Here is a 16,713-nt window from a genome sequence, read left to right as displayed (position 1 = left end):
TGTGTGGCGGCATTGGCGTGACCTTTCTACTCGCGGGCTGCGGGAGCAGCCCTGACCTTGTGCCGGGCATATGCCGCGACGGGCCGCGCGACGCGTCGGGGCGCGATACGCAGGTCTGCACACCCCGCGGTCCGGGCGATCCGGTGCGGGTCGTGCGCGGGGTATCGGGCAGTTGGCCTGTCTTCGACGGCGGCATCAGCGGGCAACCAGCGCTTGAAGCCACGACGCAGGCGCTGGGTCTGGCACCGCCCCGGTTCGACCCGCGCCGCGACGAGATCCTGTGGCCCGCACGCGGCCCAAGCCCCGTGATCGTGACCTTCGCCGCCGCCGATCCCGCCCGCGGCGGCGCGCTGTCCACCCTGCGCGTCGTGTTCCGCCCCGAGGACGGCGCCGTGCTCGGCTACCGGCGCGTGCCCCGGCGATGACCGGCCGCGTCATCGATTGCCCGGCTTTGATCCTCGGGGCCGGAGCCGCCGGCATGATGTGCGCCGCCCATGCCGGTCCCGGTGCCGTCGTGGTGGACCACATGCCGGTGCCGGGGGAGAAGATCCGCATTTCGGGCGGCGGGCGCTGCAACTTCACCAACCTGCACACCGGCCCGGACAATTTCCTGTCCGAGAACCCCCATTTCGCCAAATCCGCGCTAAGCCGGTATACCCAGTGGGATTTCATCGACCTCGTGGACCGCCACGGTATCGGATGGCACGAAAAGACGCTGGGGCAGCTTTTCTGCGACGACAGCGCGCGCCAGATCATCGACCTGCTGGTGGCCGAGATCGCGCAGGCGGGCGCGGCGTTGTGGCTCAACACGCAGGTGGGCGAAATCTCCCATGCCGAAGGCCGCTTCACGGTTGACCTGATCCGCGACGGAAGCCCCTGCACGCTGCGCACGCCGCGGCTGGTGGTGGCCACGGGCGGCAAGTCGATCCCCAAGATCGGGGCGAGCGGGCTCGGCTACCGCATCGCGGACCAGTTCGGCCTGCCGCTTGTGCCCACGCGCCCCGCGCTGGTGCCGCTGACCTTCGGGGACGAATTCGCCGCCCTGTCCGGTGTGGCAGTACCCGCACGGCTGACCGCGGGCGCGGCGTCCTTCGAAGAGGCGCTTCTGTTCACCCATCGCGGCCTGTCCGGCCCGGCGGTGCTGCAAGCGTCAAGCTACTGGCAGGAGGGGGACGACATCGCCGTGGCCCTTTGCCCCGGCGACGATCTTCCGGGGCGGCTGCGGGCAGAACGGGCCCGCGCGGGGCGGCGCGACGTGGGCGGGGTGCTGGGCGGGCTGATCCCGAAGCGGCTGGCCGATCATCTGTGCAACATGGCCGATGTCAGAGGGCGGCTGGCGGATCTGTCCGACACGCGGCTTGCGCCGCTTGCGGATCTGCTGACCGCGTGGCGGCTGCGCCCCACCGGCACCGAGGGCTATCGCAAGGCCGAGGTCACGGCGGGCGGCGTCGGGACGGATGCACTGAACGCCCGCAGCATGGAAAGCCGCGTGCCGGGTCTCCATTTCGTGGGCGAGGTCGTGGACGTGACAGGCTGGCTGGGCGGCTACAATTTTCAATGGGCATGGGCGTCGGGCTGGGCCGCGGGACAGGCCATCGCCGCGGCGCGGCGTGGCTGAACGCCCGGCCCTTCCCCTTGCACCCCCGCGTGATATGTTGCACCACCGACGCGGCGAAAAGGGCAGATCACATGGCGGACGGCAGCATGGACGTGAACACGAAACCCACCGAGGACATCTCGGTCCGCGAGGTGTTCGGCATCGACAGCGACATGACGGTGAAGGGGTTCGCGGACCGCTCGGATCGCGTGCCCGACATCGATCCGACCTACAAGTTCGACCGCGACACGACGCTGGCGATCCTTGCGGGTTTTGCCTTCAACCGCCGCGTGATGATCCAAGGGTACCACGGCACCGGCAAGTCCACCCATATCGAACAGGTCGCGGCCCGGTTGAACTGGCCGCTCGTGCGCGTCAATCTCGACAGCCATATCAGCCGGATCGACCTGATCGGCAAGGACGCGATCAAGCTGAAGGACGGCAAGCAGTATACCGAGTTCCAGGAAGGCATCCTGCCTTGGGCGCTGCGGACGAACACCGCGATCGTCTTCGACGAATACGACGCGGGGCGCGCCGACGTGATGTTCGTGATCCAGCGGGTGCTGGAAGCGGACGGCAAGCTGACGCTTCTTGACCAGAACAAGGTGCTGACGCCGAATCCCTATTTCCGCATCTTCGCCACCGCGAACACCGTGGGTCTGGGCGACACGACGGGGCTGTATCATGGCACACAGCAGATCAACCAGGGCCAGATGGACCGCTGGAGCCTCGTGGCGACGCTCAACTATCTCTCCCATGACGCGGAAGCCGCGATCGTGCTGTCGAAGTGCCCGCACTACAACAACAAGGACGGGCGCCAGACCGTCAGCCAGATGGTGACGGTTGCCGACCTGACGCGCACGGCCTTCATGAACGGCGAGCTGAGCACGGTCATGAGCCCGCGGACAGTCATCGCCTGGGCGCAGAACGCGTTCATCTTCAAGGATGTGGGCTACGCCTTCCGGCTGTCCTTCCTCAACAAATGCGACGAGCTGGAACGCCAGACGGTGGCCGAGTTCTACCAGCGCTGCTTTGCCGAGGAACTGCCGGAAAGCGCGGTCAGCCTGTCGCTGGGCTGACTTGCGCGATCGGCACGCGAGGGGCTTAGCCCTCGGCCTGCAAGATCTGTTCGAACCCACCATAGATGAGGCGTTTGCCGTCAAAGGGCATCGGGTTGGCCTCCGGACTCATGCGCGGGTCGGCCATAACGGCGGCCCACCCCGTATCGCGGGCCGCACGATCCGCCCAGGACACCCAGGAAAAGACGACGGCCTCGTCCTCGCCGCACTGAACCGCCATCGGGAAGGATGTCACCTTGCCCGGCGGCACGTCATCCGCCCAGCACTCGTTGACCGACAGCGCCCCATGCGCGATGAACACTTCTGCCGCGGCCTTCGCATGGGCGATGTAGGCGGCCTTGTTGGCCACCGGCACCGCCGCGACGAAACCATCCACATACGCCACGCCGCCCCCCCGAATCGCCTGTGGACAGCCTACGCCGATGCCGGACAACATCAATGCGCAGGACAAAGCGGCGCCACGTCGTCGGTTGCGATTTCCACCAAAATGACTAGAGCACAGCCATGACCGAAATCGAACTCAAGTTTCTTCTGACCGGCGGACAGGTTTCATCCGTACTGGCGCGGCTGCGCACCTTGCGCGGACTGACGGGGCCGGTGCAGACGCTCGATCTGCGCAGCGTCTACCACGACACGGAAGACGATGCGCTGCGGCAGTCAGGCTTCGCGCTCAGGGTGCGTCATGACGGGGCGGGCTGGGTACAGACCTGCAAGGGACGGCTGAGCAACCATGCCGGTCTGCAGACCACGCAGGAAAGCGAAGCCCCTTTGGCCGGCGGCGAGATCGACCTTGCGGCCATCCCTGACGAAGCCATGCGCGACCGGGTGATCTCGCTGGTGGGCGACACTCCGCTGGTCCCGCGCGTCGAAACGGCGATCACGCGCCACGCAGCGACCGTCGCCATGGGCGGCTGGACCCGGGCCGAAGTCGCGCTGGATACCGGTACCCTGCGAGGCGGCGACCGCACGGCCGATCTGCACGAGCTGGAGCTGGAGCTGAAATCCGGGCATGTCACGGCACTCTTCGACCTTGCACGCGAGTTGATGCCCGAAGGCGGGCTGCGCCTGTCGCGGATGTCCAAGGCGGCGCGCGCCTTCGCGCTGGCCGACGGTGGTGATGCGATCCCGAACCCGGCGCCGCGCAAGGCCCGTACCGTGGCGCTGACAGCCGACCAGACCGCCGAGACCGCGGCGCGCGACGTGCTGCGCGAATGTCTTGACCAGATCGCGGCGAATGCGGACGCCGTGCGCAACAGCGACGCGGTCGAAGGCCCGCACCAGTTGCGTATCGGGCTGCGCCGAATGCGCGCCGCGCTCGACATCTTCGGCCCCGTGCTGGCCGGCCCCGCGCTCGACCACCTGAAGGCCGAGGCACGCTGGCTGGGGCGCGAAACCGGGCATCTCCGCGATCTCGACGTGGCGGTGCATGATCTTTTGCGCCCGGAGGCCGAGTCGCACCCGACAGAACCCGGCTTCGCGCGGCTGGCCGATCTGCTGGCCGACGCGGCAACGGCGCAGCGCAGCGGCATGCGCACGACACTGGCGGGCACGCGGGCGCAAGGTTTCCTGCTCGATCTCGCACAGTTCATCGAGGCCCGCGGCTGGCTCGATCCGGGCGATATCGACCAGTCAGCACGGCTAGCGCAGCCCCTGTCGGGGCTGGCAAAGGATGCGCTGGCGCGGCACTGGTCACGGGCGACCAAGCGCGCGCGGGGCATCGACACCCTGTCGATCGAGGCGCGCCACGACCTGCGCAAGACGCTGAAATCCCTGCGCTACGCGGTGGAGTTCCTTGGCCCCGTGCTGGACGAAAAGCCCACGCGCGCTTTCGTGAAGCGCCTTCGGACACTACAGGACGTGTTCGGCGATCTCAACGACCTTGCGATGGCACAAACCCTGCTGAGCGGCCCGCAGGCACCGGGCGCGGACGACCCGCAGGTGCAGCGCGCGGTGGGCTGGATCCTCGGTGCCCGCACCGTGCGCGCCGAAGCGGCCTGGAGCCATGCCCGCGCTCTCTGGCACGATCTGCGCGACGCGCCGCGCCCCTGGGACATGGGTTGAAGACCGGGCTGAGGACTGGTCAGGCGGGCCAAAAGGCTCCATAACCTCCCCAAGACCGAGGCGTTGCCGCCCGCGCGCCCCCGTTATCGTCACGAAGAGGCCCCATGGCAAAGCCGGACAACCCGTCGGAACCGTTCAAGAAGGCGTTGGCAGAAGCGACCCGCGTGCTCGCCAACGACCCGGAACTGGGCGTCAGCTATTCCGTGGACCCGCCGGGCATGACCGGCGACCAGATGCGCCTGCCCCAGATCAGCCGCCGCATGACCGCCGCGGAGGTGCTGCTGGCCCGGGGCACCGCCGATGCCTATGCGCTGCGGCGGCGGTTTCACAACGAAGGCACCCATGCGCGCTATGTCCCGCAGGGGCAGATGGCGCGCGACATCTACGACGCGCTGGAAACCGCCCGGTGCGAAGCCGTGGGCGCCCGCGCCATGCCGGGCACGGCAGGAAATATCGACGCCAAGATCGGCGTCGAGGCCAACCGGCGCGGCTATGCCGAGATTGAGGAGGCGTCGGGCGCCCCGCTGGCCATCGCCGCAGGCTATCTCATTCGCCATCTCGCCACCGGCCGCACGCTTCCCGAAGGGGCCGACAACGTCATGCGGTTGTGGCGCGAGCATATCGAGCGCGAGGCGGGCGGCACGCTGTCGGGCCTGAACGACGCGCTCGGCGACCAGACGGCCTTTGCCAAGCTCGCCCGCCGCGTGATCGAGGATCTCGGGTATGGCGACCAGTTGGGCGACGACCCGGATGCCGAGGACGAGGACCCGGACGACGAGGCATCCTCGGCCGAGGATGACGAGACCGCCGACACCTCGCCGCCCGAGGACAGCGACCAGAACGACGAGGCCGCCCCCGAACGCTCGCAGGAGGACACGCAGGAGGCCGCCGACGCGCAGGTCAGCATGGACGAGATGGCCGAGGACGCCGACGGCGACGAGCAGGACATGCCCGACGGGGATGCGCCGCTCGACCCGCCGCCGCCCCCGCCAGTGTCCGAGGCCGATGTCAACTACACCGTCTACGACAACACCCATGACGAGGAGATCGGGGCGGAGGATCTGGCCGAGCCGATCGAACTGGAACGCCTGCGCGCCTATCTCGACCAGCAACTCGAACCGCTGAAGGGCGCGGTGTCCCGGCTGGCGAACAAGTTGCAGCGGCGGTTGCAGGCCAAGCAGAACCGCAGCTGGGAATTCGACCGGGAGGAAGGCATCCTCGATGCCGGGCGGCTGGCGCGCGTGGTGGCCAACCCCACCACGCCGCTGAGCTTCAAGGTCGAGAAGGACATGGAATTCCGCGACACGGTGGTCACGCTGCTACTGGACAATTCGGGCTCCATGCGCGGGCGGCCCATCTCCATCGCGGCGATCTGCGCCGATGTGCTGGCCCGCACGCTGGAACGCTGCGACGTGAAGGTCGAAATCCTCGGCTTCACCACCCGCGCGTGGAAGGGCGGGCAAGCGCGCGAGGCATGGCTGAACGCGGGCCGCCCGCAACAACCGGGGCGGCTGAACGACCTGCGCCACATCGTCTACAAGTCCGCCGATGCGCCGTGGCGGCGGACCCGGCCCAACCTTGGCCTGATGATGAAGGAAGGGCTTCTGAAGGAAAACATCGACGGGGAGGCGCTGGAATGGGCGCATCGGCGGATGCTGGGCCGCCCCGAGGCGCGCAAGATCCTGATGGTGATTTCCGACGGTGCCCCGGTGGATGACAGCACCCTGTCGGTGAACCCGGCAAACTATCTGGAAAAGCACCTGCGCGACGTGATCGCCATGGTCCAGCGGCGGCGGCAGGTGGAACTGATCGCCATCGGCATCGGCCATGACGTGACGCGCTATTACGAACGGGCCGTCACGATCACAGATGTCGAGCAGCTTGCGGGGGCCATGACAGAACAACTGGCCGGGCTGTTCGACAGCGATCCGCGCAAACGCGCGCGGGTGCTTGGGATGCGAAAGGCCGGGTGATGTTCCAGGATTTCGACGCCACGACCCGGCCCGAAGCCGGGCCGCCCCGGCTTGCCGCCCTGCGCGCCGCCATGGCTGATGCCGGGCTGCACGGGTTCCTTGTGCCCCGCGCCGACGCCCATCAGGGCGAATACGTGGCCGATTGCGATGCGCGGCTGGTCTGGCTGACGGGTTTCACCGGCTCGGCCGGGTTCTGCGCCGTGCTGCCCGACCGCGCGGGCCTGTTCGTCGATGGCCGCTACCGGGTGCAGGCACGCGCGCAGACCGATGGCGCGGCCTTCACGGTCGTGCCATGGCCCGACACGAAGCTGGCAGCATGGCTGCGGGACAGCGCACCCGAAGGGGCCCGGATCGGGTTCGATCCGTGGCTGCACACTGTGCGGGACATCGAAGCCTTGCGGCGGGGTCTCGACGGCAGCGGGATCGAACTGTTCGAACACGACAACCTCGTGGATGCGGTCTGGCTTGACCGCCCCGCGCCGCCTGCGGCACCGACGCGCGCGCATCCCGACGAACTGGCCGGGCGCAGCGCTGCCGACAAGCGTGCGGCCCTCGCCGCCGACCTCACCGCGGCAGGCCATGACTGTGCCGTGCTCACCCAGCCCGACAGCATCTGCTGGCTGCTGAACATCCGCGGCAGCGACATCCCGCGCATCCCGATCATGCAGGGCTTCGCGATCCTCCATGCCGATGGCCGCGTCGATCTGTTCACCGATGCGGCAAAGCTCTCAGGGCTGGACGAGCACCTTGGGCCAGCCGTCGCCGTCCACCCCGCTGGAGATTTCGCCGCGTCCCTGCGGGATCTGTCCGGTCAGGTGCGCATCGACCGCGACAGTGCACCGCTGGCTGTGCAACTGGCACTCGACTCCGCACCGGGAACAGCCATTGCGGGCGCTGACCCGTGCCTGCTGCCCAAGGCGACAAAGACCGAAGCCGAACTGGCGGGGGCCGAGGCCGCGCATCTGCGCGACGGCGCGGCGATGGTCGAATTCCTGTGCTGGCTCGACGGGCGCAAGGCGGCGCTGTCCAGCGACCCGCTGACCGAGATCGACTGCGTGACGGAACTGGAACGCTGCCGTGCCGCCACCGGCGCGCTGCGCGACATCAGCTTCGACACGATCGCGGGCACCGGGCCGCACGGCGCCATCGTGCATTACCGCGTCACGCGCGCGACGAACCGAGCCGTCGTACCGGGCGACCTGCTCCTGATCGACAGCGGCGGGCAGTACGACGACGGCACGACCGACATCACCCGCACGATCGCCATGGGCGACGTGGCCTCGGACGCTCGGGCGGCCTTTACCCGCGTGGTGCAGGGCATGATCGCCATCAGCCGCGCGCGGTTTCCCCGTGGCGTGGCGGGCCGCGATATCGATGCGCTGGCGCGCTTTCCGCTGTGGCTGGCCGGGCAGGATTACGACCATGGCACCGGGCACGGCGTGGGCAGCTACCTGTCGGTTCACGAAGGGCCGCAGCGGCTGGCCCGGTCCGGGGCCGAACCGCTTTTACCCGGCATGATCCTGTCGAACGAACCCGGCTACTACCGCGAAGGCGCGTTCGGCATCCGGATCGAGAACTTGGTCGTCGTGGAACCTGCGCGCGCCCTGCCCGGCGGCGACGCGGACCGCGACTGGCTGGCCCTCCGCACGCTGACCCATGTCCCAATCGACCGCAGCGCGCTCGACCCTGCCATGCTGTCGCCCGAGGAGATTGCCTGGCTCGATGCCTATCACGCGGAAACGCGCCGCAGGCTTGCGCCGCTGGTCAGCACTGCCGCGCGCGACTGGCTGACGACCGCGACGCGGGCCCTTCAATCCTGACATGCGGGCCACCTCCGGACCGCGGCAACACGAGGACGTTCCCATGACCAACGACATCACCTTGCGCAAGCTGCCCGGCAAATGGGTGGTCTATGCCCGTGGGGCGGTCTACGGCGAAACCGAGAACGCGATGGAGATGACAGAAGGAAACCGCGCACCGGTAATCTACATCCCGCGCGCCGACGTGGCGATGGCCTTCTTCGACCGCACCGAAAAGACCGCAGACACGGCCTTGGGCACCGCGACCTTCTATTCCATCGACACGAAATCCACCGTGCTCGAAAACGTCGCGTGGTCTTACGAGACGCCGTATGACGGGCTGGAGAGCATCGCCGGGCACCTTGCCTTCGAAGGCGACGCGGTCACGGTCGAACAGATCTGATCCCTGCGCGGCACGGCGGTCAGGAGTGCTCCTCGGCCGCGGTCGCCGCCATGGCACGGGTATAGGCACGCAGAGCTTCCAGTTCGAAAAGCACGCCCACGACTACGGGCGGGCCGCTCTCTTCGGGCCAGTCCGTGATCACCAGGAAATGGTCCGCGGCGCGGTCGAACATCGGCATCGCCTCGGCCAGCGTGGCCTTGCGCCCCACTGCAAGCCCGTCCTCCAGCGCGTCGGCTATGGCGTCTTCGTCGGGATAGTCCGGGTGGCCGGGCTGCGCCATCACGCTGCCGACCCGGTGCAGCGCAAGAAGGTATTGCTGCGGCCCCTTGGCCAGGTGCACGCCCCTCCGTTCCAGCTGCGTCAGGAAGAACGACCGGTCCACGAGCCGGCTGCCCAGGGCCGTGGACAGCGACACCGCGGTCATCACAGCGATCCCGGTCTGCCAGTCGCCGGTCAGCTCGAACACGATCATCGTGGTGGATATCGGTGCCCCGAGCACGGCCGCCGCGACCGCACCCATCCCTGCGAGCGCGTAAAGCGTCTCGGACCCCGACACGGTCGGGAAGATCGCCGTCGCAACCAAACCGAAGGCAAGCCCCGTCAGCGCCCCCATCATCAGCGCGGGCGAGAAGATGCCGCCCCCCATGCGCCCGGCAAAGGTGATGGCGACCGCCACGCATTTGACAACGGCGAACATGACGGCCGCCCCGAAGGCGAGCTGCCCGGTCAGCGCCGCGGCCGTCGTTTCGTAGCCGACGCCGATGATGTGCGGGAACCAGATGGCGATCACGCCCAGCATCGCGCCCGACACCGCCGGACGCAGCCATCGCGGCATCCGCGTGCGCGCCGCGACCAGCCCCGCCACGTCCTCGGACCAGAAGGTCAGGCGCATCAGCGCCGCCGCCACCAGCCCGCAGATCAGCCCCAGCAGCAGGAAGGCCGGCAGTTCCACGAAGAAGTCGAGCGATCCGGGTTCGGGCAGGATGAATTCGGTCACGCCGCCGTATTCGAGCCGGTTGATGACCGTGCCCGCCACGGCGGCGATGGCGATGGGCGCAAAGGCGTGCACCGCGAAATGCCGCAGCACGACCTCCAGCGCGAAAAGCGCCCCGGCGATGGGCGCGTTGAACGACGCCGACACCGCCCCCGCCACGGCACAGCCCAGAAGGTCCCGCCCAGTGATCCCGTCGGCATAGAGCCGCGCGCTGATCCATGTGGAAATCACGCCGGCAAGGTGCACCACCGGTCCCTCGCGCCCGCTCGATCCGCCGCTCGACAGCGTCACCAGCGATGCGAAGGCGGAGGCAAGACCGGCGCGCATTTCCACGCGCCCGTCATGCATTGCCGCTCCCTCGATCACGTCCGCCACCGCGCGCACGCGCCCGTCGGGCGTGAAATGGTGCAGGATCGCGCCGACCACGAGCCCGCCCGCGATGGGCAGGAGCAGGACCCACCACCAGGGAAGCTCGCCCGCCACCGTGGCCAGCGACACGTCCGACGTGCCGTAAAGCGCGGTTTGGAGCGCCTCGATCCCCTTGCGGAAGAACAATGCCGCTGCCCCCGCCCCGGTCCCGATCACGAGGGCGAGGAACCAGAACTGCACGTTGCCGGGACCGTTGCGGCGTACCGCCTGCAGCGCGCCGCGCAGGATCGCCTGCAGGTCGGCGATCTGTCCCCGAAGCCAGCCGGTGGATGCGTCGCTCATGCCCGGCGCCCTTGGCGGCACGACCGCGCTGCATCATCCGCACGTTCCGCCAGCGCCGGACGCCCCGCTGCGGCCGTCCTGCGACGCCATGCCCCGGCCTTGTGCCGGGGTCGCCCCCCGCCCCGCGCCAACACGGCAGGTGGCACGAGGCGGCACCGGGACGGCATGACCGCCTCATCCGCTGTCTTGCCGCACCATGGCGGGCAGGACGGCGGACGGATCATCGGGAAAGACAATTGAACCTCGCAAGGGCATGGACTAGCACCGGCGCACGAACGATAGGACGAAGCCGTGCCAAGCTCCACACCCGATTTCCCCACCACGGCCACGCCGCGCCGCGCCTTCCTGCGCGGGGTCCGGGCGGGGGCGCCCTTCATCCTCGTGATCGCGCCCTTCGGGCTTCTCTTCGGTGTCGTGGGGACCGAGGCGGGGCTGAACCTGGCGGAGGTGATGGGATTCACCGTTCTGGTGATCGCCGGGGCGGCGCAATTCACCGCCGTGCAGCTGATGGCCGATAACGCCCCCACGGTCATCGTTCTCGCCACGGCGCTTGCGGTCAACCTGCGCATGGCGATGTATTCCGCGTCACTCGTGCCGCATCTCGGGGCGGCACCGCTGTGGCAGCGGGCCTTTGCGGCCTACGGGCTGGTGGACCAGACCTATGCCGCCAGCATCCTCGAATACGACCGCGACCCAAGCCTGTCCGTGCCTGCGCGCATGGCCTATTTCGCGGGCTGCTTCCTGATCGTGTCGCCCTTCTGGTACGGCGCGACACTGGCGGGGGCACTTGTGGGCACAGCGATCCCGCCCGCCTTCGCACTGGATTTCGCCATCCCGATTACGTTCCTCGCCATGATTGCACCTGCGCTGCGCACACTGGCCCATGTCGCGGCAGCGGTGGTGTCTATCTCGGCGACGCTGCTGCTTGCGGGCATGCCTTATGGCACGGGGCTGCTGGTGGCTGCGGTGCTGGCCATGGCGACCGGTGCCGGGGTCGAAAGCATGATGGCGCGCCGCACATGATCCCCGAAACCGCACCTGTCTGGCCGATCATCGCGGCCCTCGGGATCGGGACTTTCCTGATCCGGTTCTCGTTCCTCGGGCTCGTGGGCGACCGTCCCTTGCCGGAATGGCTGCTGCGCTTCCTGCGCTACACGCCCGTGGCGGTGCTGCCGGGGCTGGTGGCGCCGCTCGTGCTGTGGCCCGCGGCGACCGGCGGCGACCCCGATCCGGCCCGGCTTGCCGCGGCCTTCGCGACGCTTGCGGCAGGGCTGGCAACACGCAACGTGCTGGCAGCCATCGGCGCCGGGCTGGTGACGCTCTACACGGTGCTCTGGTGGCTCGGCTAAGGCTTGCCGACGGTGCACGGCCCGAACCTGTTCGGCTCTCGCCGCGCCAGTTCAGTCGTTGAATTCGAGATCGAGATCCGACCAGTCGTCCGGACTGTCATCGGTGTAAAGCACCGTCGTCACCCCGGGCAGGTCCGCGAACCGCGCCGAGGCGCGCAGCGGCCACCACGTCACGCCGAACCCTTCGAAGCCCGGCAGATCGTCCAGGATTTCCGTGATCGCGCGGGTGCATTGCGCGGGCGGCACCGACCCGCTGTTGCGGGCCGCCTCCAGCGCTTGCGCGGCCACCGCCATCGGCACCTCTACCGTCTGCGCGCGGATACGATAGGTCGAGCGCGCGTGATAGTCGAAGAACCACTTTTCCATCGCGGGCGAGAAATTCCGGTGAAAATCGCCCTGCTCGGGCGCCAGCGGATGCCGCCATGACCCCGCGGGGTTGAACACCACGCGTTCCGGCCCGTTGATGATAAGCGCGGAATGCGCCCCGCTGTTGTCGCGGTTGGATATGCTGGTGACCAGCGTCAGCGATGGCGGATCGGTGCTGACAAAGGACAGCGCCGCCATGTCGGCGTCGGTTGCTTGTGGTGTCTTGTCCTCGAACAGGACCGCGCAGCCGGACAGGCCCGCGCAGACGAGAAGGGCGCACAGCCCACGCCGCGCGCCCTGCCGGATGGGACCGATCACGCCGTCAGCCGTTCACGAGACCGATGAAGACGATCAGCAGGATGGCCGCGCCCGCGACATAGGCGGATGCCCTGACGAAGCCCGCGAAGGTCTTTTCCTGTACTTCGATATCCATCTTGCCGTGTTCATGCTTGGCCATCGGGCGCTCCCTTGATGTGTCTGTTCCGGACCTAAGACAAATCGGCGGGCCTGTCACGACCCTCGCGCATCGTGGCGGGGCGTCAAATTGACTGCCACAGCCATGCCCCGTCGTCACGCCGCCAGCGCCGCACCTGCCCCCGCGCGTGCAGGTGGTTGAGATGGGCCATCGCCTCCACCAGTGCGTGACCATAGGCTCCACCGGTGATCTCGCGCCCGAAGATCGGCACGAAACAGGCGCAAGCGACATGCGGAACCGCCAGATGTGCGCGCAACCGGTCCAGCGCCGCGGCATGTTCGTCCGCCAGTTCCGACAGCCGCCGCGGCAGACCGGTAAACGGCCGCGTATGGCCCGGCAGCACAAGCAGGTCGTCATGGGCCAGCGGTGCGAAGCGCGCGATGCTGTCCAGCCAGTCGCTCAGCGGGTCGGCCTCGGGCTCCGTCGCATAGACCCCGATATTGGACGAGATCGTGGGCAGGAACTGGTCCCCGCCGATCACCAGCGCATCGTCGTCGGACCAGAGCGTGACATGGTCGGGCGCATGTCCTTGGCCCAGCCGCACGGTGAAAGGCCGGTGCCCCAGCGTGATCCCCTGCCCGTCCCTGATGCCCCGGAACCCGAGCGGCATGGCCGCCACACAATCGGCGTAGTTGAACGGGCGGCTGTCCATGCGGTCGGCCAGGACATCGGGGTCCATCCCCGCCGCGCGCCAGAACGCGACCGTCTCGGGTGTCGGGCGGTCCTGTTCGTCCAGCCGCAGCATCCGGGCGAACAGCCACGCAGTGCGCGTGGCGATCAGTTGGGCGCCGTGGTCGGCCTGGAACCAGCCCGCCAGCCCCACGTGGTCCGGGTGGTGATGGGTCACCAGCACCCGCGCCACGGGCTTGCCCGCCAGCGGCCCGTCGAGCAGCCTTTGCATCTCTGCCTGCCCGCGCCGCGTGCCGAGTCCCGTATCGATCAGCGTCCAGCCGTCCGCCCCGTCGATAGCGTAAATGTTCACATGATCGAGCACCATGGGCAGCGGCACGCGCATCCACAGGATACCCTCCGCCACCTCGGTCGCGGTTCCGGCGGCTGGGGCCGAGTCGAACGGGTAGCGGATCGGCGCTGTCATGGCGGGGTGACAGCAGCCGGGCCGGGCAGTGTCAAGGCACGCATGCCGCCCCGCGCCGCTCAGGCCGCGTCATCCCCCAGATCGACGGCATAGAGATCCGCCGCACCCGCGCGCGCCTCGGCCAGAAGGGCGGCGACCTGCGGCAATTGCCGCGCCGCGAAGACCCGCATCATGGCCGCGCGGTCCGCGTCACCCGCCAGTGCGGCGCGCAGGTGATACATGCCGCCCAGCACCAGCGCGAAGGCCCGCAGATAGGCCGCGGCCCCGGCCCCGCGTTCGGACATGTCCGGCTCCGCGAGCATCCATTCGGTCGCATCGCGCAGGGCCTGCGCGGCGTCCCACACGGCCTCTGCCTGCGGGGCGAAGCGGTCGCGCGCGGCGGCCGCGCTGTCTTCCACCTCCTTCAGCAGGCGGAACGCGGCGTCCCCGCCATCGGCCAGCTTGCGCCCGACAAGATCGAGCGCCTGGATCCCGTTGGTCCCTTCGTAGATCGCGGTCACGCGCACGTCGCGCCAGAACTGCGCCGCCCCGGTTTCCTCGATCACGCCCATGCCGCCATGGACCTGGATGCCGAGATCGGCCACCGCGATGCCCGTGTCGGTCCCGAAAGCCTTGGCAATGGGCGTCAGGAACGCGGCGCGCGCCGTCCAGTCGGCACCGCCCGTGGCGCGGGCCATGTCGATCGATACGCCGCAATCCAGAGCGATGGACCGCGCGGCCATGATGTCGGCCCGCATCGCGGCCAGCATCCGGCGCACATCGGCATGCCCGAGGATCGAACCCTGCCCGCGGGCCGTGCGGCCCTGCACCCGGTCATGGGCGAAGGCGCTTGCGTGCTGATACGCCGCCTCGGCCACGCCGATACCCTGCGTGCCCACACCGAGGCGCGCGTTGTTCATCATGGTGAACATCGCCGCCATGCCGCCGCCGGGCGCACCCACGATCCAGCCCGTCGCGCCGTCATACTGCATGACACAGGTCGGGCTTCCATGCAGGCCGACCTTGTGTTCCAGCGAAACCACGCTCACCGCGTTGCGCTGGCCTGGGGTCCCATCCGCGTCGGGCAGGAACTTGGGCACCAGAAACAGGCTCAGCCCCCTGGTGCCCGCCGGTGCATCGGGAAGCCGCGCCAGCACGAGATGGCAGACATTCGCGGCCATGTCGTGGTCGCCATAAGTGATGTAGATCTTCTGCCCGGTGACCGCGTAACGCCCGTCGCCCTGCGGCACGGCGCGCGTCTGCACGGCGCCCACGTCGGACCCGGCCTGCGGTTCGGTCAGGTTCATGGTGCCGGACCAGTCGCCCGACACGAGCCGCGGCAGATACAGGTCGGCAAGCGCGGGATCGGCATGAGCCTCCAGCGCGTCGATCTGGCCCTGGCTCAGAAGCGGACAAAGCTGCAGCGACAGGCAAGCCCCCGACATCATGTCGTTGATCGCCGTGTTCAGCGTGCCGGGAAGGCCCATCCCGCCGCGGGCCGGGTCGGCCGCAAGCCCGATCCAACCGCCTTCTGCAAGGGCGCGGTAGGCATCCGCGAAGCCGGGCGACGTGCGCACGACGCCGTTCTCCAGCGTGGCGGGGTGCAGGTCGCCCGCGCGTTGCAGCGGGGCGAGCACATCATCGCAGATCCGGCCCGTCTCGGTCAGGATCGCATCGACCGTATCGGGCGTCGCGTCCGCGAAGCGGTCGGTCGCGGCCACGCGTGCAAGCTCCACCACATGGGCGAGCAGGAACTTGAACTCCGAGACAGGGGCGGTGTAGGTCATGGCGACTCCTCCGGCAGGTGGCGGGACACTAGCCGAGGCACCGCGCCGGACAACCTGAACGCCGCGTCACGGATGTGCCCGATGGACATGAAGACGGAACGGCTGGCCCCGGACGATGCCGGGCTCGCGCGTGCGGCGGAGCTTCTTGGAAAGGGGACCTGCGTCGCCTTCCCGACCGAAACGGTGTATGGGCTGGGTGCCGACGCGCGGCACGACGACGCCGTGGCGGGGATCTATGCCGCCAAGGGGCGGCCGGCGCACAACCCGTTGATCGTCCATCTGCCCGATCTTGCCGCCGCGGCGGACCTTGCCGAGTTGCCCGACGCCGCGCGCGTTCTGGCGGCCGCGTTCTGGCCCGGGCCGCTGACGCTGGTGCTGCCGCTGAAACGCGGGGCGGGCCTGTCGCGCCTGGTCACGGCGGGGCTGGACAGCGTGGCGCTGCGGGTGCCCGCCGCACCCGTGGCGCGTCGGCTGCTGGCGCGATCCGGCCTTCCGCTGGCCGCACCTTCGGCCAACCCGTCGGGGCGGATCAGCCCGACCACGGCGGACCATGTCCTCGCCGGGTTGGCGGGGCGCATCGCGGCGGTGGTCGATGGCGGCCCCTGTGCGGTCGGGCTGGAATCGACGATCCTCGATCTGACCGGCAGTCCGCGCCTGCTGCGTCCCGGCGGCATCCCGGCCGAAGCGCTGGCCCGCGTGCTGGACATGCCGCTCGATCTGCGCAGGGTCACCGACGACACGGCCCCGGCGGCCCCGGGATTGATGGCCTCCCATTACGCGCCGCGCGCGCGGGTCCGGCTGAATGCGGAAACGCCCGGCACCGACGAGGTGCTTCTGGGCTTCGGCCCGGTGCAGGGGGCGGCGCTGAACCTGTCCGAGACGGGCGATCTGGCCGAGGCCGCGGCGGGGCTCTTTGCCGCGCTGCACCGGCTGGACACGGGCGGCGCCACGGCCATCGCGGTGTCGCCGATCCCGGATACGGGGCTGGGCCGCGCGATCAACGACCGGCTGCGCCGCGCCGCGGCCCCGCGCCCCGACGGGCCG

General features: G+C 69.2%; 16 protein-coding genes. 10 read left to right on the top strand and 6 right to left on the bottom strand.

What is annotated here, in order from left to right:
- Window positions 1-17 precede the first annotated feature (17 nt).
- The 3 genes from DDE13_RS11435 to cobS all read left to right on the top strand — a co-directional run bounded on the left by DDE13_RS11435 (window position 18) and on the right by cobS (window position 2,676).
- Window positions 18-425, top strand: coding sequence for a hypothetical protein (locus tag DDE13_RS11435; protein ID WP_162630961.1), 408 nt, complete (start codon window positions 18-20; stop codon window positions 423-425).
- On the top strand, window positions 422-1,618 hold the full coding sequence (locus DDE13_RS11430) for a BaiN/RdsA family NAD(P)/FAD-dependent oxidoreductase (protein WP_111404249.1): 1,197 nt from the start codon (window positions 422-424) through the stop codon (window positions 1,616-1,618). Before DDE13_RS11435 ends, DDE13_RS11430 begins: the two co-directional genes overlap by 4 nt.
- A 71-nt stretch (window positions 1,619-1,689) precedes the next feature.
- On the top strand, window positions 1,690-2,676 hold the full coding sequence (gene cobS / locus DDE13_RS11425) for a cobaltochelatase subunit CobS (RefSeq protein WP_111404329.1): 987 nt from the start codon (window positions 1,690-1,692) through the stop codon (window positions 2,674-2,676).
- A gap of 25 nt (window positions 2,677-2,701) precedes the next feature.
- On the opposite strand, the gene DDE13_RS11420 is transcribed toward cobS, so the two are convergent.
- Entirely contained in the window at window positions 2,702-3,061 is a 360-nt protein-coding gene (locus tag DDE13_RS11420) for a DUF1428 domain-containing protein (protein ID WP_111404247.1), read from the bottom strand.
- Window positions 3,062-3,180: 119 nt separating this feature from the next.
- Between DDE13_RS11420 and DDE13_RS11415 the strand changes: the two genes are divergently transcribed.
- The 4 genes from DDE13_RS11415 (at window position 3,181) to DDE13_RS11400 (ending at window position 8,912) form a co-directional block, all read left to right on the top strand.
- On the top strand, window positions 3,181-4,737 hold the full coding sequence (locus DDE13_RS11415; RefSeq protein WP_111404245.1) for a CYTH and CHAD domain-containing protein: 1,557 nt from the start codon (window positions 3,181-3,183) through the stop codon (window positions 4,735-4,737).
- 104 nt (window positions 4,738-4,841) lie between these two features.
- Window positions 4,842-6,710, top strand: a complete 1,869-nt coding sequence (gene cobT / locus DDE13_RS11410; RefSeq protein WP_111404243.1) for a cobaltochelatase subunit CobT — start codon at window positions 4,842-4,844, stop codon at window positions 6,708-6,710.
- Entirely contained in the window at window positions 6,710-8,530 is a 1,821-nt protein-coding gene (locus DDE13_RS11405) for an aminopeptidase P family protein (protein ID WP_111404241.1), read from the top strand. The genes cobT and DDE13_RS11405 overlap by 1 nt, the downstream gene beginning before the upstream one ends.
- 43 nt (window positions 8,531-8,573) lie before the next feature.
- A complete protein-coding gene (locus DDE13_RS11400; RefSeq protein WP_111404239.1) occupies window positions 8,574-8,912 on the top strand; it encodes a DUF427 domain-containing protein in 339 nt (112 codons plus the stop codon).
- A 19-nt stretch (window positions 8,913-8,931) separates the two neighbouring features.
- Here DDE13_RS11400 and DDE13_RS11395 read toward each other — a convergent pair whose 3' ends face one another.
- Entirely contained in the window at window positions 8,932-10,617 is a 1,686-nt protein-coding gene (locus DDE13_RS11395; protein WP_111404237.1) for a chloride channel protein, read from the bottom strand.
- 291 nt (window positions 10,618-10,908) lie between these two features.
- Between DDE13_RS11395 and DDE13_RS11390 the strand changes: the two genes are divergently transcribed.
- Both DDE13_RS11390 and DDE13_RS11385 read left to right on the top strand, forming a co-directional pair.
- Window positions 10,909-11,640 carry an AzlC family ABC transporter permease gene (locus tag DDE13_RS11390; RefSeq protein ID WP_235868677.1) on the top strand — a complete coding sequence of 244 codons (732 nt, stop codon included), beginning with the start codon at window positions 10,909-10,911 and terminating at the stop codon, window positions 11,638-11,640.
- Entirely contained in the window at window positions 11,637-11,966 is a 330-nt protein-coding gene (locus tag DDE13_RS11385) for an AzlD domain-containing protein (protein ID WP_111404235.1), read from the top strand. Before DDE13_RS11390 ends, DDE13_RS11385 begins: the two co-directional genes overlap by 4 nt.
- A gap of 51 nt (window positions 11,967-12,017) precedes the next feature.
- Here the strand turns inward: DDE13_RS11385 and DDE13_RS11380 are convergent, their stop codons facing one another.
- The 4 genes from DDE13_RS11380 to DDE13_RS11365 form a co-directional block, all read right to left on the bottom strand.
- A complete protein-coding gene (locus DDE13_RS11380; protein ID WP_111404233.1) occupies window positions 12,018-12,650 on the bottom strand; it encodes a hypothetical protein in 633 nt (210 codons plus the stop codon).
- Window positions 12,651-12,654: 4 nt separating this feature from the next.
- Window positions 12,655-12,789 carry an aa3-type cytochrome c oxidase subunit IV gene (locus tag DDE13_RS11375; protein WP_111404231.1) on the bottom strand — a complete coding sequence of 45 codons (135 nt, stop codon included), beginning with the start codon at window positions 12,787-12,789 and terminating at the stop codon, window positions 12,655-12,657.
- 82 nt (window positions 12,790-12,871) lie between these two features.
- Entirely contained in the window at window positions 12,872-13,903 is a 1,032-nt protein-coding gene (locus tag DDE13_RS11370; RefSeq protein WP_111404229.1) for an MBL fold metallo-hydrolase, read from the bottom strand.
- Between the two features lie 59 nt (window positions 13,904-13,962).
- Window positions 13,963-15,669: an acyl-CoA dehydrogenase gene (locus tag DDE13_RS11365; protein WP_111404227.1), complete on the bottom strand. Its 1,707-nt coding sequence runs from the start codon at window positions 15,667-15,669 to the stop codon at window positions 13,963-13,965.
- Window positions 15,670-15,756: 87 nt separating this feature from the next.
- Here DDE13_RS11365 and DDE13_RS11360 point away from each other — a divergent pair.
- Window positions 15,757-16,713, top strand: a 957-nt coding sequence (locus DDE13_RS11360; RefSeq protein WP_111404324.1) for an L-threonylcarbamoyladenylate synthase, incomplete at its 3' end; no start/stop codon positions are given.

The organism is Meridianimarinicoccus zhengii (assembly GCF_003254465.1).
Classification (GTDB): Bacteria; Pseudomonadota; Alphaproteobacteria; order Rhodobacterales; family Rhodobacteraceae; genus Meridianimarinicoccus; species Meridianimarinicoccus zhengii.
This window is presented reverse-complemented; position numbering and strand designations above follow the sequence as displayed.